18 protein-coding genes and 2 pseudogenes are annotated in these 21,512 nt (G+C 59.6%); 13 read left to right on the plus strand and 7 right to left on the minus strand.

What is annotated here, in order from left to right:
• Positions 1-774: 774 nt before the first annotated feature.
• The 4 genes and pseudogenes from ALTAJ2_RS16300 (at position 775) to ALTAJ2_RS16315 (ending at position 2,948) form a co-directional block, all read left to right on the plus strand.
• A pseudogene (locus ALTAJ2_RS16300) lies at positions 775-1,508 on the plus strand (IS6 family transposase).
• A 20-nt stretch (positions 1,509-1,528) separates the two neighbouring features.
• The gene (locus ALTAJ2_RS18850; protein WP_007107541.1) at positions 1,529-1,939 is read left to right on the plus strand and encodes an NUDIX hydrolase; all 411 of its coding nucleotides are present in this window, start codon (positions 1,529-1,531) and stop codon (positions 1,937-1,939) included.
• Positions 1,940-2,144: 205 nt separating this feature from the next.
• Positions 2,145-2,435 carry a UPF0175 family protein gene (locus ALTAJ2_RS16310; RefSeq protein WP_007107540.1) on the plus strand — a complete coding sequence of 97 codons (291 nt, stop codon included), beginning with the start codon at positions 2,145-2,147 and terminating at the stop codon, positions 2,433-2,435.
• Positions 2,436-2,948, plus strand: coding sequence for a DUF3368 domain-containing protein (locus ALTAJ2_RS16315; RefSeq protein WP_007107539.1), 513 nt, complete (start codon positions 2,436-2,438; stop codon positions 2,946-2,948).
• Positions 2,949-3,131: 183 nt separating this feature from the next.
• Here the strand turns inward: ALTAJ2_RS16315 and ALTAJ2_RS16320 are convergent, their stop codons facing one another.
• Entirely contained in the window at positions 3,132-3,395 is a 264-nt protein-coding gene (locus ALTAJ2_RS16320; RefSeq protein ID WP_007107538.1) for a MarR family transcriptional regulator, read from the minus strand.
• A gap of 232 nt (positions 3,396-3,627) precedes the next feature.
• On the opposite strand from ALTAJ2_RS16320, the gene ALTAJ2_RS16325 reads away from it, so the two are divergent.
• Positions 3,628-4,158, plus strand: a complete 531-nt coding sequence (locus ALTAJ2_RS16325; protein ID WP_007107537.1) for a hypothetical protein — start codon at positions 3,628-3,630, stop codon at positions 4,156-4,158.
• 81 nt (positions 4,159-4,239) lie between these two features.
• Positions 4,240-4,689 (plus strand): MaoC family dehydratase, encoded by a 450-nt coding sequence (locus ALTAJ2_RS16330; protein ID WP_007107536.1) that lies wholly within the window; start codon positions 4,240-4,242, stop codon positions 4,687-4,689.
• 46 nt (positions 4,690-4,735) lie between these two features.
• Here the strand turns inward: ALTAJ2_RS16330 and ALTAJ2_RS16335 are convergent, their stop codons facing one another.
• Together ALTAJ2_RS16335 and ALTAJ2_RS16340 are read right to left on the minus strand one after the other, a co-directional pair.
• Positions 4,736-5,200, minus strand: a complete 465-nt coding sequence (locus ALTAJ2_RS16335) for a hypothetical protein (RefSeq protein ID WP_007107535.1) — start codon at positions 5,198-5,200, stop codon at positions 4,736-4,738.
• Complete coding sequence (locus ALTAJ2_RS16340; RefSeq protein ID WP_007107534.1) at positions 5,197-6,039, minus strand: ParA family protein; 843 nt, start codon at positions 6,037-6,039, stop codon at positions 5,197-5,199. The genes ALTAJ2_RS16335 and ALTAJ2_RS16340 overlap by 4 nt, the downstream gene beginning before the upstream one ends.
• Positions 6,040-6,796: 757 nt before the next feature.
• Between ALTAJ2_RS16340 and ALTAJ2_RS16345 the strand changes: the two genes are divergently transcribed.
• A complete protein-coding gene (locus ALTAJ2_RS16345; RefSeq protein ID WP_007107533.1) occupies positions 6,797-7,474 on the plus strand; it encodes an IS6 family transposase in 678 nt (225 codons plus the stop codon).
• 1,013 nt (positions 7,475-8,487) lie between these two features.
• Here the strand turns inward: ALTAJ2_RS16345 and ALTAJ2_RS16350 are convergent.
• The gene (locus tag ALTAJ2_RS16350) at positions 8,488-9,906 is read right to left on the minus strand and encodes an orc1/cdc6 family replication initiation protein (RefSeq protein ID WP_007107532.1); all 1,419 of its coding nucleotides are present in this window, start codon (positions 9,904-9,906) and stop codon (positions 8,488-8,490) included.
• Positions 9,907-10,555: 649 nt separating this feature from the next.
• Between ALTAJ2_RS16350 and ALTAJ2_RS18855 the strand changes: the two are divergent.
• Positions 10,556-11,174: pseudogene (locus ALTAJ2_RS18855) on the plus strand (IS6 family transposase).
• Positions 11,175-11,405: 231 nt separating this feature from the next.
• Here ALTAJ2_RS18855 and ALTAJ2_RS16355 read toward each other — a convergent pair.
• The gene (locus tag ALTAJ2_RS16355; RefSeq protein ID WP_007107530.1) at positions 11,406-12,185 is read right to left on the minus strand and encodes an IclR family transcriptional regulator; all 780 of its coding nucleotides are present in this window, start codon (positions 12,183-12,185) and stop codon (positions 11,406-11,408) included.
• A gap of 476 nt (positions 12,186-12,661) precedes the next feature.
• On the opposite strand from ALTAJ2_RS16355, the gene ALTAJ2_RS16360 reads away from it, so the two are divergent.
• From ALTAJ2_RS16360 to ALTAJ2_RS16375, 5 genes are all read left to right on the plus strand, one after another.
• On the plus strand, positions 12,662-13,399 hold the full coding sequence (locus ALTAJ2_RS16360; protein ID WP_007107529.1) for a helix-turn-helix domain-containing protein: 738 nt from the start codon (positions 12,662-12,664) through the stop codon (positions 13,397-13,399).
• 69 nt (positions 13,400-13,468) lie between these two features.
• Complete coding sequence (locus ALTAJ2_RS16365) at positions 13,469-14,308, plus strand: proline dehydrogenase family protein (protein WP_049899547.1); 840 nt, start codon at positions 13,469-13,471, stop codon at positions 14,306-14,308.
• A gap of 197 nt (positions 14,309-14,505) precedes the next feature.
• Entirely contained in the window at positions 14,506-14,649 is a 144-nt protein-coding gene (locus ALTAJ2_RS19835; RefSeq protein ID WP_006187373.1) for a hypothetical protein, read from the plus strand.
• Entirely contained in the window at positions 14,639-16,327 is a 1,689-nt protein-coding gene (locus tag ALTAJ2_RS16370) for a sodium/proline symporter (RefSeq protein ID WP_007107527.1), read from the plus strand. The genes ALTAJ2_RS19835 and ALTAJ2_RS16370 overlap by 11 nt, the downstream gene beginning before the upstream one ends.
• The gene (locus tag ALTAJ2_RS16375; protein WP_007107526.1) at positions 16,328-16,840 is read left to right on the plus strand and encodes a hypothetical protein; all 513 of its coding nucleotides are present in this window, start codon (positions 16,328-16,330) and stop codon (positions 16,838-16,840) included.
• A gap of 962 nt (positions 16,841-17,802) precedes the next feature.
• Here ALTAJ2_RS16375 and ALTAJ2_RS16380 read toward each other — a convergent pair.
• The gene (locus ALTAJ2_RS16380) at positions 17,803-19,449 is read right to left on the minus strand and encodes a thiamine pyrophosphate-binding protein (protein WP_049899544.1); all 1,647 of its coding nucleotides are present in this window, start codon (positions 19,447-19,449) and stop codon (positions 17,803-17,805) included.
• A gap of 210 nt (positions 19,450-19,659) precedes the next feature.
• A complete protein-coding gene (locus tag ALTAJ2_RS16385) occupies positions 19,660-21,342 on the minus strand; it encodes a Na+/H+ antiporter NhaC family protein (protein ID WP_049899541.1) in 1,683 nt (560 codons plus the stop codon).
• Between the last annotated feature and the right edge of the window lie 170 nt (positions 21,343-21,512).

A 21,512-nucleotide genomic window follows, 5' to 3' on the forward strand; every position in this document is an offset into this window, starting at 1 on the left:
TTGGAGAACGTTACGAGATGTCTTCGCATTTGACATCCTCCACGTAACGCGGAGGAATCCCGAGCGGTGGGTGTTTCAGGTTTGCAACCATGGGTCCCGCCACTTCTCGGGAGTTTATATGTCATCCAGTCGTCGTGGTCAGTGGCTGTCTGACCATGCCAAGTGGTCGTTACTCCTATCCTCGACACCATTGATCCTCATCTCTCCCATCCACTTGTGAAAGCGCCAACATACTACGCCGCCATCGCGAAGGGGCTGCTGCGGCCACGCTCCTCACGAAGGCTGACAGGGATTCAGCGGTCGACGACTGCCAGCTGATCTACGACCTTGATGCAGAGCCCGCCACACAGCTGATGGTGCAGTGTCCCTCGCTTCCCGAAGCAGTTCGAGTCATCTCCGAAAGCAGTGAACAGCTTCTCGCAGCCGCTCGTGAACGGACGGGACGAACAGAATCGAACAGTCGCGGAGTGATGGGGCGTACACGACGTTCCACAGGCGGAACACGAACCAGCAAGTCAGGCTGATGGCGTGGCCCGTGCGGTTCCAGTGGGACAATCACGAGTGGCGTTCGATCACAGCCCCTGAAATCGGGACAAACCCCGACGAACAGCGCACAACCCCGGAAGTCACTCCCATGGACCTTCGTCCAGCGTGGAGGAACCTCAATTCGAGGTGGACGTCAATATTGTACGTTCGATGAAGCTGTGGTGAATGAGGCACTGTCTAGTTGAGCCAGTTTGAGAAGTGAGCAGGTCGTTGAGTTAATCGACCAAGATGCTCGCAGACCTGCTCAACGAGATCTACGACGGGGATTTAGAAGAATCTTGGGAGAACGAGCGGACGGCGACGCCCGTCAGGGCGTTCGCCGTCCGCCTCCACGAGACAGGTTGTTCGCTTCGAGAGACAACAACTATTCTCGCCGAATTAGGCGTTGAACGCTCTCATGGTGCGGTTTGGAACTGGGTGCATCGGCTGGCTGACAGCGGACGCGACCCGCCGACGTCCACGAGAGCGGAGCACTCGTGCGGCCCATCAGAACGCTTTGCGTTCTGAAGACGGCGTCGCCGTCGCGGGTCGCTCTTGACGAAACCGCTATCAAGATCAACGGCGAGTGGTCTTGGTTGTACGCTGCAATAGATACCGAGCCAAAATTGATTCTTGACGTTGCGCTGTTTAGTCGACATGGCACTGATCCGGCGGCTGCGTTTCTGCAGAAACTCCGCGAGAAACACGATCTCTCAGAGGCTGAGTTTCTCGTCGATCAGTTTGGCTATCGGACTGCCCTCTCTCGAGTCGGACTGAGCAGTCGGGTCAACTATACCGACCGAAACCTCATCAAAAAGTGGTTTCACACCCTCAAAATGCGTATCGATTGCTTCCATAATTCATGGGTGGGCAGTCGGGCGAGCGTTCGAGAGTGGCTTGAACAATTCGCGCATTACTACAACCACCAGAGACCGCATCAGGCTCTCGATGGAAACGTACCAGTCAAGGAGGTGCAGAACTAGACAGTTCCCACAAGTCGACAGTGCCCTGTGTCCCCAAGGTCTGTGCGTATCTCACTCGGAATAGCCGCGAGTTGCTTGTGTTCGAGGGGCCCGGCCACGATGGACTCCAGCTCCCGAAAGGAACGATCGAGCCTGGTGAATCGCCGTGGGATGCACTCGAGCGCGAAGTCCGAGAAGAAAGTGGCCTCACAACACTTCAGAACGTCGAACACCTGACGAGCGATGTCTGGACGCGCCGGCGCACCCCTCCCAAACGGTATCACCGGCATTTCTTCCATGCAGAGGTCGACGTCGACCGCGACACGTGGACGCACGTGGTGACTGGTGATGGGGCCGAACAGGGCACCGAATTCACTTACTCCTGGCTCGAGTTGCCCACAACTCGAGAGTTCGCCCTCAATCTCGACGACTATGTGCATCTCGTCTCCTAGTGCCGCTTCGAGAATGACAAGCGCGTTTGTCGAGGGGATCCCAACAGGCTGACAGACGAAGTCTGACAACGTAATAGAAGCAGGAAGCCCGTCCTCAAGGAGCAAGCAAGTGGGGACAGGTAGTTCAAGCCTCAGATCATGTAACGCAGTCCACTCCGGTTGAGGCACCGAAACATTTGTATACATTGTATACTATGTAAACAGTATGGGATCAATCTCGGCACGTGTGCCCGATGAGTTGGAGACTGAACTCGACGCGTATCTTGAGGACGAGAACCTCGACCGGAGTACGGCCGTTCGGAAGCTGCTCTCCGAGGGTCTCGAAGAGTGGCGACGCGAACGAGCACTCGACCAACTTGCAGCTGGAACTATCACATTCAGTAAAGCGGCTGAGATGGCAGGGATGTCCGTCTGGGATTTTGCTCAGCTCGCTAAAGAGCGTGACATCACCTGGGTGGCGGACGATCATCTTGATGCAGATCTCGAGGCGCTGTGAATGTGGGTCTTCGACGCGACGCCGCTCATATATCTCGCGAAGGTTGATCGACTCACGCTCGCCCAACACCTCGAAGCCTCGTGTGTGATTCCTGAGCGAGTTTACGAGGAAGTTGTCACAACCGGCATTGAAGAAGGATATCCGGACGCCCGTCGTATCGAGCGGAGCGTCGGCGCCAACCAGTTCGAGATTGTGCCGGTTGAACCCTCCCCATTGCTGTCACGGCTCCAAAATAATAGTAATCTCAGCGACGCTGACATCGCCGTCCTTGCCTGTGCCGATTCGTATGACGGTGTGGCTGTGATGGATGAGACGTATGGTCGTGACGTCGCCGCGGCTGAAGGAATCACAACTCGGGGCACGGCGTATCTCATCCTAAAACTCGCGAAGCAGGACGCGATCGATGTCGACGACGCACGAACCGTAATCGATACGATGATCGACGAGGGGTGGTATTGCGCTCCTGATGTCTACACGAAAATTATTCAGAAACTAGATGCGCTTTCGAAATGAACTGGTACTGTTTCAAAGCGGTAGCTTATTGTAAATGTCCCTACTAGTATGCACAAGTCGCCAGTGCCCTGTGTCCCCCAAAGTCTGTGCGTATCTCACCCGGGATCGACCACCCCCACTCGGCAGAACTGATCGACTGCAGGTCGTCATCGACGGGCGAGAGAAACCGGGAGACGGCCGTGCCTACTCCTCACTCGACTCGAGTTCGCTCATATCGAGGGTGCCCTCGAGATATGCGGCCCCGGTCTCCGTCAGTTGATAGAGACCAGTATCGACGATATCGAGTAAACCAGCCTCCGAAAGTGTCCGACAGCGCTTACTGACATACTGCCGGTCGTACTCGATATTTGCTGCGAGTACCCTTGGAGAAACCAGAATCGCATGCTCGTCAAAGAAGAGCATGATCTCGTAATCGACAGGAGCCATCCAGGGAACTCGCTCTACCATCTATTCGTGATATCCCACTACCGGAACGGAAAAATCAGCACTATTCCCGGGAAAGTAGACCACTTACGTGGTTTGTGTCGAACCACGTTCGTAGCTAAAGTTTATATCAGATGGATGCATTGTTTGACGTATGGAAGCTATATGTGACTCGCCCAGTCGGAGCGTCACAGAACGGCGGGCCGGTGGGGACCCATCGGACCCGCGGTAGCTCCCACGTCACCCGACGGAAGCCATGTCAAACGATGATCCACGGGGTGAACGCCCCGAGCGACGACACGCATCGAGCCGATCCACGCAGGACGGTGCCGCGGGCGGGTCGCGATCCGCGCCGGACCGACGGACAGACGGCGACACCACTGTCTCCGTTCGCGCCCGCCTCGAGAAAATCGTCGACCTCACCGGTAGCGTCCTGACGGACGTACGCAACCCCGACGCGACGATCGGGTGCGAAGACATCGACGAGGAAACGCGCCGCGATGCGAAACGGCGACTGCGGGAGATCGACGCCGAGACGAGGCGCGTCGGACTCGTCCTGTTCGGCCCGGACGGCACGCTGTCCGACGGGCCGACCGGCGACTCCGAGAGCGACATGCCGGCGGTCATCCACGGCGATTCGCTCACCACCTCCTATCTGGGCCCGGACCCGGGTGCCTTCGAACGGACACGCGGGACAGCCGACGCCGAACGCACGGAGCAGTCAGCCGGACCGACTCACCGAACCGCAGCCGACTCGACCCACGAGAGCGACCGCGATGGTACGTGACGGCTCGAGCATCGCTCTCGATGTACGGACAGTCGCGTCGGTCCGCTATGCTTTTCCCTCCCTTCTGCGTCCGCACTATCGATGCGCTACTTCGAGGACATCGAGGTCGGATCGACCGAGGAGTTCGGCGAGTACCACGTCACCAAAGCTGAGATCACCGAGTTCGCCGAACAGTACGATCCGCAGCCGTTCCACACTGACGAGGACGCCGCGAGCGAATCGGCATTCGGCGAGCTGGTCGCGTCGGGTTGGCATACCGCCGCGATGTCCATGCGACTGCTCGTGGACAACTACTTGGGGGACCAAGCGGGTATGGGTGGTCGCAGCGCGGACGAACTACGCTGGGAGCGGCCGGTCACACCGGGCGAAACGCTCTCTCTCCGACTCGAGGTCGTGGACAAACACTGCTCCGAGAGTGATCCACAGCGGGGATACGTGGACAACTACATCGAAGTGGTGAACCAGGACGACGAAGTCGTGCTCTCGTATATCGTGACGGGGATGATCGAACGACGAAAAAGCGACGAGTAGTCCCGCGGTCGCGCTCTCGGCGCGAAAAGGGCGACGGCGCACTCAGTTAGGCGTCCGATTCGAAGCCCCACTCCCGGAGTCGGTCGACGACGTCGTCGACGTTGTGCATCGCCGCTTCGTAGGCCGCTTCTCGAACGTCGGTCTTCGACACGTCAGTGCCGAGTTCGTCGCTGACCGCATCGACGAACTCGTCTTCCGCCTCGACGACGTACTCGCGGAGATAGAACTGCACCATTCCCCGGTCCTGCTTGACGGTATCCCGGACGTAGACCCAGGGGACACCGTCGTCGTCAGCGCCGGTTTGGGGCGGCTCGCGGATCACTGCCCCGCTCGAATCGGCGTCGCTGACGACATCCTGCTCACCGTCGTCCGTGTCCGCGCCGCGAGTCGTCTCCGACTCGGTACCAGCGCGGTCCGGTTCGGAGTCGGCGTCGTCATCGACGGTTGACGCCGCGGCCGTGCCCTCGTCCTGTGTGTCCGCAAACGGATCGCTCCCGGACCCTTTCTTCATCGGTCGCTCACCTCCTCGATCTCCGTCGCCAGCCGATCGATCTTCTCGAGCGTCGCCATCTCGTGCTCCCGCTGGCGGTCGCGGTACGCCTCGACGTAGCGTCGCGGCGGGCACTGCTGATCCCAACAGCCTTCGAAAAGCGACGAGCGCTCGCGGATCGCGACCGGCGCGGGATAACCGCGGTCGCGAATCTCCGAGAGGTACCGCTCCTGGTCGGACGTCCGACCGACGCCGTTCGGGACGGCCGAGAGGACGCCGATTTCGGCCTCGAGACGATCCTCGAGACCATCGACGAGTTCCTCCAGACCCAGAACGCTTTGCATTCCTTTCCCGGTCGGCTCGACGGGGATCACCAGGCTTCGCGTGGCCGAGACAGCATTGTAGAGGTGGGGCCCCGCAGTCGCCGGCGGATCGACGACGATCACGTCGTACTCCTCGGGGATACCGGACTCCAAGAGAACCCGTCGGAGTCGATCGTACGGATCGAACTCGTCGCCCTCGCCCAGGTCGTCTGCCATCCGTTGGGCCCTGTTCAGGAGATCCTCGAGATTTTCGAGCATGTTGTGACTCGGGATGAGATCGAAGCCGTACTCCGTTTCGTGGATCAGATCCTGGAAGGGGCCTTTCGGTCGATCGATCAGGTGGCGAACGATGTTATCCGCCTGACTGTCACCCCGAGGCGCATCGACATCGAGGAGATACGTGAGCGAACCGTTTTGCTGGTCCATGTCGATCGCGAGAACGTCGAGTCCGTGGGAGGCATGCGCCTCGAGTAGCGCCGCCCCGATGGTCGATTTCCCGACGCCGCCGGCCTCCGAGTAGGTCGTATACGTGAGCATGTGAGATAGTTAGCTTTCTCGAATATAATGTTTCGGAATACGTACCGAATAGTGTAACCAATTAGCCTAACCGAATAGTGTTTCCGGGAGGAGTTCGGGGATGGGGTGAACAGGTATTCCACAGAGTGACCGCAATCAAAAACCGGCGCTGAATCTGGACCGCATGCTCTCTCCGAGACAGCATCACGCTCGAGTTAGTCGAGTTCGACCCGATACCGGGTGAGACGGCCGGGACCGTCGGTCCCGCTGGAAGTCGGCGTGAAACGCCAGCGACACCGCGAGCGTGTCCTCGAGAAGTCGACATCCGTTGAGAACGTGCCGTGGACGAGTACTTCTTCGGCGTATCTTCTACTAGAGCGTACAGAAAGAGAGCCTAACCGAGTTGTCTAACTGAGCAGCCTTACTAATTAGCCTAACAGGCATCGCCCATAGAATATTCAGCCAGGGGTTCCCACTGGGACGTCCGCTACCGCAGACTCGAAGGTGGGGCCTAACCGGTTAGACAAACCACATAGACTAACTAATTAGGAACTAGAGTAGAGATTTCTTACTAGCCTAACTAACTAGCCCACCCATGGTAGAACATCGCCTCGGGGGGACCACATCCCGCGAGGTAACGTTCCTAACGGAAGGAGAGAGATATCGACGACAAACTCGAGTCCCATAGTGATCACAGAATCCTCCGACGGAACAGCTGATGGGCACTGTCTAGTTAGCGCAGTTTGAGAAGCGAGCAGGTCGTAGAACTAGTTTGGCTATGCCGCTCGCAGACCTACTCAGCGAGTGCTACGCGGCGGAATTTGATGAATCATGGGAGTGTGAGCGGACGGCGAACACCCTAACTGGTGTCGCCGTCCGTCTCTACGCGACCGGTTGTTCGCTTCGAGAGACACAAGCGATTCTTCGCTTGCTCGGCGTTAAACGATCTCATCAAGCGATCTGGCACTGGGTACATCGGCTGGCTGACAGCGTTCCAGACCCGCCGACGGCGAAGCCGTCGCGGGTCGCCATTGATGAGACCGCTGTCAAGATCAATGGCGACTGGTCTTGGGTATATGCTGCAATCGACCTAGATTCGCGGTTGATTCTTGATGTCGCAGTGTTCGGACGACGAGGAACCGATCCAGCCGCTGCATTTCTGCATCGATTGACCGAGAAACACGATCTCTCCGAAGTTGTGTTTCTCGTCGATGGCTACGGCTATCTGACTGTCCTCTCTCGATTGGGGTTAAGCGATCAACTCGACTACGTCGAGCGAAACCTGATCGAAAAGTGGTTTCAGACCTTCAAGAGACGGGTTGACCGCTTCCATAATTCGTGGGTGGGCAGTCGGGCGAGCGTCAGAGAATGGCTTGAACAGTACGTATACTACTATAACACACAACGACCGCATCAATTACTCAACGGACAGACGCCGGCCGAGGTGCTAAACTAGACAGTGCCGCTGATGGTTTCTCTCGAGAACAGGATGTGTCATATGGGTGCCGATTAGAATGGGCTAATGAACTAGACTAGCTCATTAGACTAACCAAACAGGGGGTGGAGGTGAGAAAAGGTCGCTATCCGTCAGAACAACATTCCTAAATGGAGAAACCAGACAGCCCAATGAGTTAGATTATAAAGTTAGGCTAACTGAGATGGGATAATTGAGTCGATCCAAGAAGCAGCAAATCTTTGCAAGAATCGGCTAGAATGCTCACAGACCTGGCAGTGAGAGCTATGCGGCGGATTTGAAAGAACAGTGGGCGTTCTGAAGATGGCGACGCCGTCACGGGTTGCGGTTGCCGAGACCGCTACCAAAATCAGCGACGAGTGAGCCGGATTGGATGCTGCAATAGAGGTCGAGACGAAGTCCGTTCTTGACGTTGCACCGTTTGATCGGCGGGGCATCGATCCAGCGGCTGCGTTTCTCGTCGAGTAATTCGGCTATCGGGCTGTCCACTCTCGAGTAGGAACGTACGGTCAGGTCAACTAGACTGAGCGATGCCTAATCGGAAAGCAGTTTTACGCCCACAGATGTGGATCGGCCGTTCGATAACGCGTGGGTCGGCAGTCGATAGAGCGTCCGCGAATGGCTTGAGAAGTTAAGCACTACGACAACCGTCAGTGACCGCCTGGGCTCTCGGTGGAAAGATGCCGATTGAGGGGCCTAAAAATAGATATGCCAAATAGGCCAAAGGGTTAGGCTAGCCAGTTAGTCCATATAAAAGGACAACTGAAACTAGAACACTTCGATAGAGGTGTGTCCGGATTCTCAATAATTGAAAACCTATAGCTAGCCGGAACGTTCGCTGATAGCCAATATATTGGACGACAGTTCTCGATTCGTACTGAACTTCGGGGGAACTTATTTGCCAGCGATCATGGTCTCAAAAGCCAGATCACACATCGATAGAGGTGTGTGCCATGGAGGGAAACACATCGATAACGGTGTGCCAGCCCGGAAGCTCACGTCTCGTTTCGGACCTGTGCTTTGACGACGCTCGATACTTCGTCCGGGGACACCATATCGATCCGCGAGTCTTCGCGAAGGGTTTCGAGGATCGTCTCGGGACGTTCGCCGAACTGGAACTCGAGGAACATTCCGGAACTCGGGCCGTGGCTCCGACGCTCGAAGTCGACGAGCGAGTAGGTCGTCATCTCCTTCATCTTGTTGACGTAGGTTTCCTGATGATACTGGTCCGCTTCGATCGCATCCGTCAGGAACTGGTAGACCCTGTATCCGGTCGTACTCCGAGCGGATTCGTCGTCCGTCTCCGAAGCGACGGCCGCGGTCGCGTAGAGACAGAGTTTCTTCTGCGTACTGATGCCACGGACGACCTCGAGGACCCGATTCTTCTCGACCTTGTCCTGGGCCTCGCGAACGTGTTCTTCGCGAACGCTCTCATCGCCTTCGCGTTCCGCGAGCTCGCCGGCGACGCGCATGAGATCGATCGCCTTCCGGGCATCGCCGTGGGTCTGTGCCGCAAAGGCCGCTGCCAATGGGATGACGTCCTCGTCGAGAACGCCCTCGTAGAAGGCATCCTGCCGTCGGCGGAGGATCGACTGCAGTTGGTTCGCGTCGTAGTCGTCGAAGTGGACATCTTCGGGTGTAAACGAACTCAGGGCTCGACTCCCAACCGACTCCATCATCTTCGTATCGTTAGAGATTGCAACGACGGAGATGTGTGCGGTGAGATCGTTATTCGCGCCGGCTCGGGAGAGTTGGTAGAGTAGCCGGGAGAACGCGGGGTCTTGTTTGTCCCGTCGACCGACGAGCATATCAAGTTCGTCGAGGACGAACACCGCCGAATCGAAGTTCTCGTTGACGATGCGATAGAGTTCGTCCCACTTCTCTTTCGTCGCGACGCCGTGTTTCGGAACTTCGACCGCGACATCGGCTTCGTCCGCGGCACGACTCGCTAGCTCGTACACTGCAACGCCGAGCGTGTCCAAATCCTGGCAATTAACCTCGATCGTTCCAAATCGGATATCCCGTGTCTCACAGATTTTGCTGATGTTCTTACAGACGGCTTTCGTAATGAGCGACTTGCCAGTCCCCGACGGACCGTAAAGGAAGAGGTTCGGGGGACGGTTGTCGCCGAGAGCGACACGAAGCATCTTGGTGACTTCCTGAAGTTGCCTGTCGCGACCGACGATTCGATCCTCTTCGACGATATGGTTCGGATCGAGGAGCGACCGATCGCGAATGAGTCCTTCCTGTTGATCGAACTCCAGCAGCATGTCCTCAATGGACTGTGATTCGTCCACCGTCGACGACTCATTCGAGGAGGAAGCCTGCTCGGACGCGCCGAACTCGGACGGTTGCTCCGTCGTGTCCTCCCCCGATGTCCCCGCTCCGTCTCGAGGGTCCTCGAAATCATCCATACGATGACCCAGACGAGGTAGTACCAAAAGTGTTCCCACCTCTATCGATGTGTATATCCTCGAGTATACGGTTGCAATACCACTATTGTACGGGAAGACAAGGATAGGGTGGCGGTAGAGGGAAGCGAACGACGAAGTGTTTCGAAGACGGGTCGGATCGAATCGAGTTGATTCGACGATAGTAAGTCGCGGACACAGACACCCCTCTATCGATGTGTTCGTGACTTCGAAAGGAGGGGGTACTCAATGAGCGTGACTGAGACTTAACCATTAATAGAACGGCATTCCTCGGGTTTTATGGAAGGAGGAACCTGAACGATACGTTTCTCTGGTTCCTATCTAGTTACCTAGATCTAGACTAGAGACCCCCACACCCCTCTATCGATGTGTTCGATGTGTTTCGGCTTATTCGTATTCCGGTATCTCTTCCTCGATCTTTCTTACTGCTTTCCTCGAGAACAATCTTTTCGATAAATACCGTCTTCGGCCGGTTCGTAGCTAAATTAGCGGCAAAGAAGATATCCTTTCGCTCTGTCGTTCCCGTTTTCTCCTGATACCCTCATTGGAAAACACATCGATAGAGGGGTGTCTGTCTCATCCAATCCATATCACAGACGATCGAAGACTACGTAGTGTTTTCTGAGTATTTATATTGGAAGGCGCTAGTCTCAACGGTTCCATCGACCGGATCGAGGATTCTGTGGAACGAGAAGAAACGTTAAGACAGTTTATTAAGGAGATATTCAGTACTGCCCTACAGGACTATCTACTTCGAGTATAGTTTCCCTTTTTGATGTGTCCAACGTTAAACGGGCACGGTTGATGGTTCATAACTGGGTTCATAAAGCTGACCGACGGCCCACCGATGGACGAAACCGGGATCACGTTGCGGTCGGCGAGATCATGATCCAACTCGAGGATGTGCGATAGTGGCCGTACGCCGAAGTCGATCTCGAGACAAACGATCTGTTCCATACAAAGCTTACACCAGTGAGAACGAACGCTTTTGCTCGTGCGTTTTTACCGAACTGCGAGAGCAGAGAACACGATGTCGATGATGTCGTGTTTCCCGTTGACGGTGCAACACCGTTCCAGGCTGCTTGCTTTCGACACGACCTCGATTTCAGAGATGAACGCCACCGAGATCGAAACAGTATAGGACATGTTTTTCGAGAAGTAAACCGACGACCTGTATCATTCTCGAACCTTCTAACAACGTCAAAGCGGAAACTCTCGGTGAGTGGTTAAACTCTTTCGCCTTCGTATAGCTCGATCCAGCCATGAATGCGTGAAAGATTCGGTCGCTGCCGTGACCAGGGAACGCAGTCTCGAGGTAGCTCGCAGATTCGATGACTTCTACAGCGGACATCCACGGCCGATCGCTGTTGGGTTCGTAGCGATTTCCTCGCCGGCGGCCCTTGACGACGGCCGTCGTTCCGAGAGTGCCGTCGACGCGGTTGCGCTCACGCCTCGGTGGGTTTACAAGCATATGGCTGTAATCAGGGTGGGAGTTCCGACTTGAGCGAGTCGACCTCGTCCAGAAGTAGCTGTGCGATTTCCCGGGTCGATGATCCGTCGACGGCCAAACGATACGCCGGTCCACCGACGGAGAACGCACCGATGACGGCATCGTCGGGTCCCGTTATCGCTGCGCCGATGGACCGATAGCCGTCGATCAGTTCCTCGTCGTTCGTCGCGTATCCCCGTCGCCGGATCGTCTCGAGTTCGTCGAACAGCGTCGACTCGTCGGTTATCGTGTGGGCGGTCGTCGCCGGGAGCCCCCAGCGATCGAGTATCTCTCGAACGCGTTCGTCGGACAGCAGCGCGAGCATGGCCTTCCCCGAGGCGCAGTTGTGCATGTGAAAGCGGTTGCCCGCACGGAACGGACTCGATTCCGAGAGCCCGCGGGCGGTCGATTCGCCGATCGCGTACTCGAGTGTGTACGCGCGACCGTTTTCCTCGACGATGAAATCGGCTTCGTTGCCCGTTTTCTCGGCGAGGCTGTAGACCCGCTGGCGGGCCGTCGAGTACAGCGGATCCCGGTTGCGTGCGTGTTCGCTGAACGGGAGAAACTGAAGTCCGACGTGATAGGTGTCGCTATCTCGAACGAGAAAGCCTTCGTCGACCAGTGTGTGCAGGTGGTTGTGTACGGTACTCTTGGCCAGATCGAGGCGGTCGGCCAACTCGCTCAATGTCGCCCCGTCGCTGTCACGAACCGCCCGGACGAGCGCGAGTGACGTTTTGGTCGTCTTGACCGGGCGAGGGCCGTCGTCCGTCATAGTTCGAACCGTGGCACCACCGGCGTATAAGCATTCGGAATGTGTGAACTCTCTCGGGAACGAAATCCGGTGCCTCTCACATACATTATAAATTTCACGGCGTTTGTGCTGAACGATCCACATATAATTCAGTATATGGAATAAACTTATGAGGCATATTACATTTAGCGGAGACACATCGGTATCGGCTGCTCAACCGGCCAGTCGATCGTATGGCGTTCGGAATACGTGAACAGATCGGAACTCACCAGTTGTATCGATCGAATATGGGGTGGCGCGTGTGAACCAGTCACTTATCAGTCCGGGCCGTTCACGCATTCGGAACGCGGTCGTAATCGCGGTCGGTGTTGCTCTCGCGGCCGTCCGGCGCCTTCCCGATGTTCGGTTCGCCGCGGTCGACGAGCCCGTTCGGAGGCGGTGGCGATCTTCAGTATGCTTATGCTCCTCACGGGAGAACGATTGTGCAGAGCCCACGTATGAGTAGCACGAGTTCGACGACGACCACGACAGGTGCGGCAGAGGGTACACGACTCACCCTCGAGATCTGGCATCCCGACTGCTGGGGTCTGCAGGCAACCGAGGCGGTCGACGCTGGACTTCTCGTTCACACCGTCCACCGAACGCTCGATGAGACGATCAAAGGGCACTTTACCGCCTACGCCGACACGACGGCCCGACTCGACGAGTTCGTCGCGTTCGTGGACGACTCGCCGCTGACGTACTCGACGGTCGAACTCGGACAGCGGCCGACCGGTACGGCACCGGATCCCGGGAACGTGACCCGTGAACTCTTCGTCGAATACGATCCCGAACACAGTATCAGCGACACGCTCGTTTCGCACGGATTCATTCACGACGCGTCGGTACGCGTCGAAGCCGGGGCCGAACACTGGCCGGTGTTCGTCGCCGGCGGCCGCGCCGAAGTCCGGGACCGACTCGACACCATTCGCGCCGAGACCGACGCCGAGATTTCGATCAGCAGCGTCGCTCCGGCTGCCGCCGACTCCGCCGAGCGGTTCGATCGGACCGACCGTCTCACGCCGCGCCAGCGCGACGCGTTCGAACTCGCCTGCGAACGGAACTACTACGCGTGGCCTCGCGAGACCAGCGCGCGCGAACTCGCGGCGGAACTCGGCGTCTCGAAGACGACGCTGCTCGAGCATCTCCGGACCGCCGAAGCGAAATTGCTCAACCCCGACGGGGATATGGATTAATTCACGAAATACCGGCCGAATCTTGTGGTCGGGTATCAACTTAGGTGGGTTCCGTCCGAGCGGTTCGGTATGATCCCCCCGATCGCTAGCCAATTCGTTGCCGGGACATCCGCGTCCGGTGCGCTAACTCACGTTTCGGAGTGTAACGATGCGGGCATGGGCGGTATCTTGAACCTTCTCGGCGAACACTATCACGAACCGGGACCCGCAGCCGAGGATACCGAGGAATACTGCCATCTCGCCTCCCAACTGGCCGTTCGTGACCTGAACGGGTGTCTCTCGGTCAAGCCGTCTCAGATCGGAATCGACGTCGGTCCCGACGTTTTCACGAGCAACTTCGAACAAATCGTCGAGGCCGCGGCGGCCAACGACGTGTTCGTCTGGTGTGATATGGAAGATCACACGACGACCGACACGACCCTGGATGCCGTCGAAGCGACGGCACGCGACCATCCCAACGGCGTCGGCGTCGCCATCCAGGCGAACCTCACGCGGACGCGCGATGATCTCGCCCGGCTCGCCGACGTTCCCGCCGCTGTTCGATTGGTGAAGGGTGCGTACGACGAACCGTCGTCGGTCGCTCTCGATTCGAAGTCGGCCGTCGACGACGCGTACGAAGAGTACCTCGAGTTCCTGTTCCGCGAGTTCGACCGGGGCGTCGCGGTCGGGAGCCACGACCCGGCGATGCTCGAGGTCGCGGTCGACCTCCACGAGGAGTACGGGACGCCGTTCGAGATTCAGATGTTGATGGGCGTTCGCGAGGACGCTCAGCGCGAACTCGCGGCGAAGGGCTACGAGGTCAATCAGTACGTTCCCTACGGCGGCAAATGGATGCAGTACTTCTACCGACGGGTTCGCGAACGAAAGGAGAACGCGTTGTTCGCGGCTCGCGCCGTCCTCGGCGTGTGAGCGATCGACCGACAAGCGACGCTGCCTCCTGACCGGAGTCCCGTACTCGTTTTCTCCCCGCAACGATCACGTCCGACGATACCTGCCGTTCCCTCGCCGACGCGATAATCGCTGTCCGTTCTCGGCTCCGTCGTCGCGCCGCCTATTAGATGATGGACTCCGGTATATTTATGCATGGGTAGTGAGCACACGGCACCATGGTTGAGAGTAACATTAACCTGGTCTGGTTATTCGGGCCGTTCGCCGTGTATCTCGTGATGCTCGGCGTCTACTACGTGTGGGAGGGGAAACGCGAGGAAAAGATACGCGACCGTTACCAGGAGGCGGAGCATGGCCAGTGAGGGACTCGCCGGGTCGGCCGGGGTCTGGGTTCTCGGGACCTTCGCGATCTATCTCCTCGTGCTTCTGGGCATCGGGTTGTACTCCTCCCGTCTCATGGATTCCGTCGACGACTACGTCATCGGCGGGCGCACCATCGGTCCGGTCGTCACGGGCTTTTCCGAACGCGCTTCCGAGATGAGCGGGTGGCTCACGCTCGGTGTTCCGAGCGACGCGTTCGGAACCGGTGTGATGGCCTTCTACAACGGGCTCGGGATGATCCCCGCCGACCTGTTTGCGTGGGCCGGGATCGCAAAGCGCCTCCGGAAATACACGGAGATCGTGAAAGCGGTCACGCTGCCGACCTTCTTCGAGACGCGTCTGCAGGACGAGACCGGGTACGTCAAAGGCGTCTCCGCGATCGTCCTGATGATCTTCGAGGGCGGATACGTGGGTGCACAGATCGTCGCCGCCGGGACGCTACTGGAGGTGCTCACCGGCGTTTCGTCGCTGGTCGGCATCCTCGTCGGCGGCGTCATCGTCGTCGGATACACCATGCTCGGGGGCTACTTCGCCGTCGCGTGGTCCGACTACGTCCAGGGGGCGATCATCCTGATCGCGTTCATCATCCTGCCGATCATCGCGTTTACGAACTACGGGCTCCCGTTCGGCGAACTCGCGTCCGTCGGGAGTTCGTACACGAGCGTCACGGCCGGGATGACCGGCTGGGCCGCCGTCTTCGGGATCATCAGCTACGCCGCGATCGGACTCGGTATCCCCGGGAACCCACACGTGATGGTCCGATTTATGGGGATCGACGAGGTCGAGAACATTCGTCTCGCGGCGCTCGTCGCGCAGCTGTTCATGTTCGTCGCCTACATCGGTGCCGGCTTCGTCGGGCTGTACGCGCTGGTCGTCTTCGGTCAGGGCGGCATCGAGGACCCGAACAACGTCATGCCGTTGCTCACGCTCGAGTTCTTCCCCGGTGCGATCGCGGGCATCATCCTGGCGGCCGCGCTCGCCGCGATGATGTCCAGTGCCGACTCACAGCTGCTCGTCGCGACGAGCGCCATCGTCGAGGACGTCTACCACGGCTACGTCAACCCGAACGCGAGCCAGGAGACGCTCGTGCGCTACTCCCAGTATGTCACGCTCGGGCTCGGCGCGGCGAGCGTCGCGTTCGCCTTCCTCGCCCAGAACACGCCGATCTACACGCTCGTCCTCGACTACGCGTGGGGCGGCCTCGGCGCGGCTATCGGGCCGACGCTCATCGCGTCGCTGTGGTGGAAACGGGTCACTGCGCCGGGCTCCGTGGCGAGTATGATCGTCGGCACCCTGACGATGGTCCTGTGGATTCAGCTGTCGACCCTTCTCGAGGTCCTCGGACTCATGGGGGCAGTCGAGGGATCGGCGTTCCTCACCGGGCTGGTCGGCGTCTACGGGCTCTTCCCCGCGTTCATCCTCTCGACGGCGACGCTCATCGTCGTCTCGCTGCTGACGCCGCCGCCGGAGGGCGTCGACGATCACTTCGAGTCGTTCAATAAGCCGCTCGCGGCCGTCTCGAGCGGCGACGATCCGACCGGAACGCCCGACTACGTGACCGACGGCGGTCGTGATGTCGAACCGAAAGCCGTCACGGAAACGGACAACATTCGCGCACACGTGACGGCCAGCGACTACTGGGACACGGGTGACGAATAAATGAGCGAGACGCGTCGACGGCCGCCCGAATCCGCCGCGGACACCGAGGGGTCCCGTCAGCGGACGACACTGACCGTCATCGAACCGGCGGTGGCGCGCGAGGACGTCGACTCGACCGGTCGCGTCGGCGCGATCGCGTACCCGTACCGTCTCTACGACGCCGTTGCGACGATCGAGCGACCGATAATCGCGGACCGCGATCTGGAATACGTGGTCAGCGTCGACCGCTCCCGCCGACTCGCCGTCCGTGCCGACGTGATGCCGGCAACCGTCACGAGGACGATCGACGACGTACTCGTCGTTCCGTCCGAACTCTCCGACGAACAGGCTCGCGAGAAGGCCGAGGACGCGGTGTTTTCCTGGACGCTCCGAACCGTCGCCGTCAGCTCCGCGCCGGACTTGCGCTTCGAACGGTCGATCGACGCCTACAAACTGTTCTGGATCGCATGCCGGCCCGACGGCGACGTCATCGTCGACAGCGTCCGCGGTAGCGAGTCGCCGCTGGTCGAGTGAGGCGACTCGAGCCCAGGCCGATAGGCCGTCGTTTCTCTCCGCCACCCTGATCGAGCCGTCCGAGACAAACACACAGGCCTCCGGCCACGGCATATCCCCGGCCGCGACCGCGACGCCCCTCGTGTGGCAGCCGTCGTTCCGCCGTCCCCTCGCGACGTGTCGCGGTGAGCCCCGTCGGCACCTTCGCCGACTCGGTGATCGTTGGCTCGCTCAGATCCAGTGGTCCGCGTAGCCGTGCAGTCACGTCGAATCCGTTTTGGCTCGACCCACAGATTACTATATCTGCTGTCTGGTGTGTCGATCTATCTCTCATATTATCAGATCAGTTTCGGTCCGATGTCCGCGCATCCCGTGTCGAACCCGGCCGGCGTGTCGATGGAGTGCTGTCGTCGGCCGAGGTAGTGGATCGACCAGGCACACTGTAGCCACGACGGTGGCGTGTCTCGAGGGGTCGCCGGAGAACCCGCGAGTGAACCGTCTCCACCGGAAAATGTCCAAAGAGCCGGTGATTCGACCGCCTCGAGACTGCCGCGGTCTGTGGGCCACTCCGCTGCTCGTCGGTCCGACTCACGGGTTCATCGGACACGCCGCGGTTGGGCTGTCGCCGTTCGGTGGCTGTCGCGCCTCCCTTTGCAGCCGATCGTGTTCCGTCATCCGAGCCCGTTCACTCTCCGAACTCTCTCTTATAGAGACAGTATTCGAAATAGATATGTTCGGTAACTGAACCCGGACCTCCGATTGCTCCTTCGAATGCCAGTCCGACTACTGCCGGTTCGACGTGTCGACTCGTATCAGTTCCGACGAGATCGAGGGGCGACCTGCTAGCGGGACCGACCCCTCCCGACTTGCCGTCCTAACCGTTCCGGACGGGACGGGCTGGTCTGGCGTGGTGCGGTGTTGAAACCGAACCGGAGCGGTAAGTTGGGACCAACGACGAGCCCTCCGGTTCCCTGTCGGGGTCGTTACTCCGTACTCATCCAGTCGCTCGCTTGTGGCTCCGATGGATCGGTGGGGATCTCGACGAGAACGGGCTCGTCCGCGGCGGTTGCGGACTCGACCGTCGACCGTATCTCGGCTGGGTCGTCGGCGCGCTCGCTGCGCATTCCCATACTCTCCGCGAGCGACGTGAACGAGATCGGCGCGTCGCTCCAGTTGTACTCGCCCTCGGAGAGATCGTAGTCTCGCCCCGCCTGATCGCTGATAATCGCGTAGTCCTCGTTCGTGAACACGACGACCGTAATCGGAACGTTCTCCGCGACGGCCGTGTGGAGTTCGTGGATGCACATCATGAGCCCGCCGTCGCCGGTGAGCACGACGACGTCGTCGCCGGGATTGGCGAGCTGTGCGCCGATCCCCGCCGGCAGTCCGGTTCCCATCGTCGCCCACGACCCCGGGTTGACGTACGACCGTGGGCCGGCGGCCTCGAAGACGTTGAGCGCCCAGACGCGAAACCCACCGGCGTCGACGGAGACGACCGCGTCCCGTGGAACGGCGTCCCGGACGCTCTCGAGTGCGCTCACCGATGTCAGCGGTGGCGACGAGTCCCGGAGCGGGTCGAGACGGTCGCTCGTCGCTTCTCGGACTGCCGTCGCCCGCCTCGTCCCGTCACTGGCGCGGACCGCTCGATCCGCGAGCGCGGCCTCGAGTTCCGACAGTGCCACCCCGGCATCGGCGATGATGCCGACCGTGGGATCGTAGCCGTTCCCGAGATCGTCGGCGTCGAGCGTCACGTGGACGAGGTCCGCGGGCAGTTCGACGCTCCAGGTCCGAGTCGCGACCGCGTCGAAGTCCGTCCCGACCGCCAGCGCGGCGTCGGCAGTGGCGAGGCAGTCGAGGAGCTCGGGGGACGCACTGCCGGAGAGCGTTCCGGCGACGTACTCGTCGGGATCGTCGGGGAGAACGCCTTTACCTTTGTACGTCGTCACGATGGGTGCCTCGAGTCGGTCGGCTAGCCGTCGCAGCGAGTCGCTCGCGTTCGCGGCACGGACGCCACCGCCGACGATGAGTACTGGCTCCGTCGCCTCGGCCAACAGTGTCGCAGCCGCATCGATGTCCGGTTCGGCGACGCCCTCGACGTATTCTCGGTTGTACTCGCCGGGTGTCGACAGGGGGACGTCCATCGTCAGGAAGTTTTTCGGGATGCCGATCCGGACCGGCCCCTTCGGCGGCGTTTCGGCGATCGCGATGGCTTCTTCGACGACCGCGGCCGTGCTTTCCGGCCGCTCGACGAGCAGGTTCTCCTTCACCACGGTATCGTAGGTGTCCGGTGGCGTCTCGTGGATTCCGCCGCCCCCGCGAACCTCGGGCTCGGTCTCGACGGCGATGTGGACCAGCGGCGTACAATCGTTGAGTGCGTTTTTCAGCCCGTTCATTGCGTTCATGTCGCCCGGCCCGGGGACGACAGCCGTCGCCGCCGGCGTGCCACTCGTTTCCGCGTATCCCCACGCTTGATGGGACACTGCGGTTTCGTGGCGTGCGACTACAAACCGGATGTCGTCACGTGCACCGATCGCTTCGTTCAACGGGAGCGTCTGTTTGCCCGGGATACCGAACATCGTGTCGATCCCATTGCTCGTCAATCGTTCTATCACTGCCCGGTTGACATCCATACTCCGTCATCGTAAACCAGATACTTATGATCTCCCATTCCGGCTATCCGCTTTGCCGGCTGAGATGGCTCTCTCCCCTCGTTTCTACGCATAGCCCTCCGGAAATAGGGCGTGAGGAAGCGGCCGAGTCGGCTCCAAATCGAGCGGAGCGATACCGAGTCCCGTGGGATACCGAAAGATGGCGGGGGACCGAGACGATCGTCGCGAACGTTAGTCGGACCCCTCCGGCGATTTGCCGTGATCGGAGTCGGCGTCCTGTTCGACCAGGTCAACGTCGCGTCGTACTGCCCCTGCGTCGATCCCTCTTCGATTCGCGTCGAATTCCGACAGCCCGTATACGAGTCCGACGAGTAGGACGACCCCGACTGGCAGGAAAACCAGCGGCGACACGCCGAAGAACCCGTACAGCAGATAGCAGACGACGACCACGGTCGCAACGGTCGTCGCATAGTACGCCTGCGTCCGGACGTGGTCGATGAGGTCGGCACCGGTAAAAGTCGATGAGAGAACGGTCGTGTCGGAGATCGGTGACGTGTGATCCCCGAAGATCGCGCCGGAAAACACCGCCCCCACGATGGCGGGAGCGAGTCCGAACCCGCCAGTGAGATCGAACGCGACGGAGAGCGCGACGGGGGTCAGCAGACTCATCGTCGCCCACGACGATCCCATCGTGAACGAGATGAACGTCGCGGTGATGAAGACGGCAACGGGGAACACCGTGACCGGAATCGTGCCTTCGACCAGCGTCGCGACGTACGCACCTGTCCCCAGCGCATCGGCGACCGTACTGATCGACCATGCGAGGATCAGAATCGTCACCGCAGTCAGCATGAGCTCGAACCCTTCGAGGACCGCATCGACGCCTTCGTCGGCGGTACACAGGTCGTATACGATGCCGATCGTGAACGCCGTTGCGACCATTGCGAACGAGCCCCAGACCAGTGCGGTCGTCCAGGACCCGTTGCCGGCAATGGTCGTCGTCGTTTGGACGAACGTCGCGAACTCGCCCGCGAGCAGTGACTCGAGCACCGGCTGGCCGCCGTAGCCGGTCCGGAGCGCGCTGCCGATCGTAACGGCGATCAGGACCACGATGGGGAGCAGGAACGTCCGGAGCATGGGCCGGTCAGTGATCGGGTCACTGAGATGGCCGTCGACTTCCTGTAGCGGGTCCGCGTCGTCGTCGTTGACCTTGCCCGTTTCCCAGGCACGGCGCTCTGCTGTGAGCATTTCACCGTAGTCCCGCTGTGTCACGACGATGATGCCGACCATGACGATCGCGAGAATCGCATAGGCGTTGTACGGGATCGACTCGAGGTAGACGGTGAAGACGTCCGGTGTCTGGACACTCGCTTCGGCTTCGATGTTGCTGAAGGCCTCGTCGATCATCGACAACTGGAACGCGACCCATCCCGAAATCCCGATCGTCGCGACGGGAGCGGCCGTCGAGTCGACGATATAGGACAACTTCTCGCGCGAGATGTTGACTCGGTCGGACGTTTCACGCATCGTGTTCCCGATGATCGCGGTGTTTGCATAGTCGTCGAAGAACAGTGCGATGCCCAACAGCCAGGCGACGACCCCGACTTTCCGCCTGGTTTCGAGGCGCTTGCTCGCCACCTCCTGAATGGCGATAGCACCACCCAGCCGCCAGATCAGTGCGACGCCCGAGCCGAGGAGGAGCGTGAATACGAGGATCTCCGCGTGAAACCCGTCATCGGCGATGATGGCTTCGACGATCCAGTTAAACGTCTGTCCAACACCGAGTCCGCCGGTGTAGATGACGCCACCGAACCAGATGCTAACGAACAGTGAGAGGATTATGCGCCTCGTGGTAACTGCTAACGTGATTGCCAACAGTGGCGGTACGAGGGATAGTATCCCGAATTCACCCATGGGGCCATTTCTACCATGGCACTTGATAAGTCTTTCCATGGGTGAAATACTATAGCACGGACTCGATAGGTGAATAGTACGGGGTCGATGCCCCCGCGTGTGCAACGAGTAGGCAACTCGTCGTTGTCGGCCGTCGCTGAGAGACGTTCCGGCCCGACTCGAGGCGTTCG

It is taken from the genome of Natrinema altunense (genome assembly GCF_000731985.1).
GTDB classification, from domain to species: domain Archaea; phylum Halobacteriota; class Halobacteria; order Halobacteriales; family Natrialbaceae; genus Natrinema; species Natrinema altunense.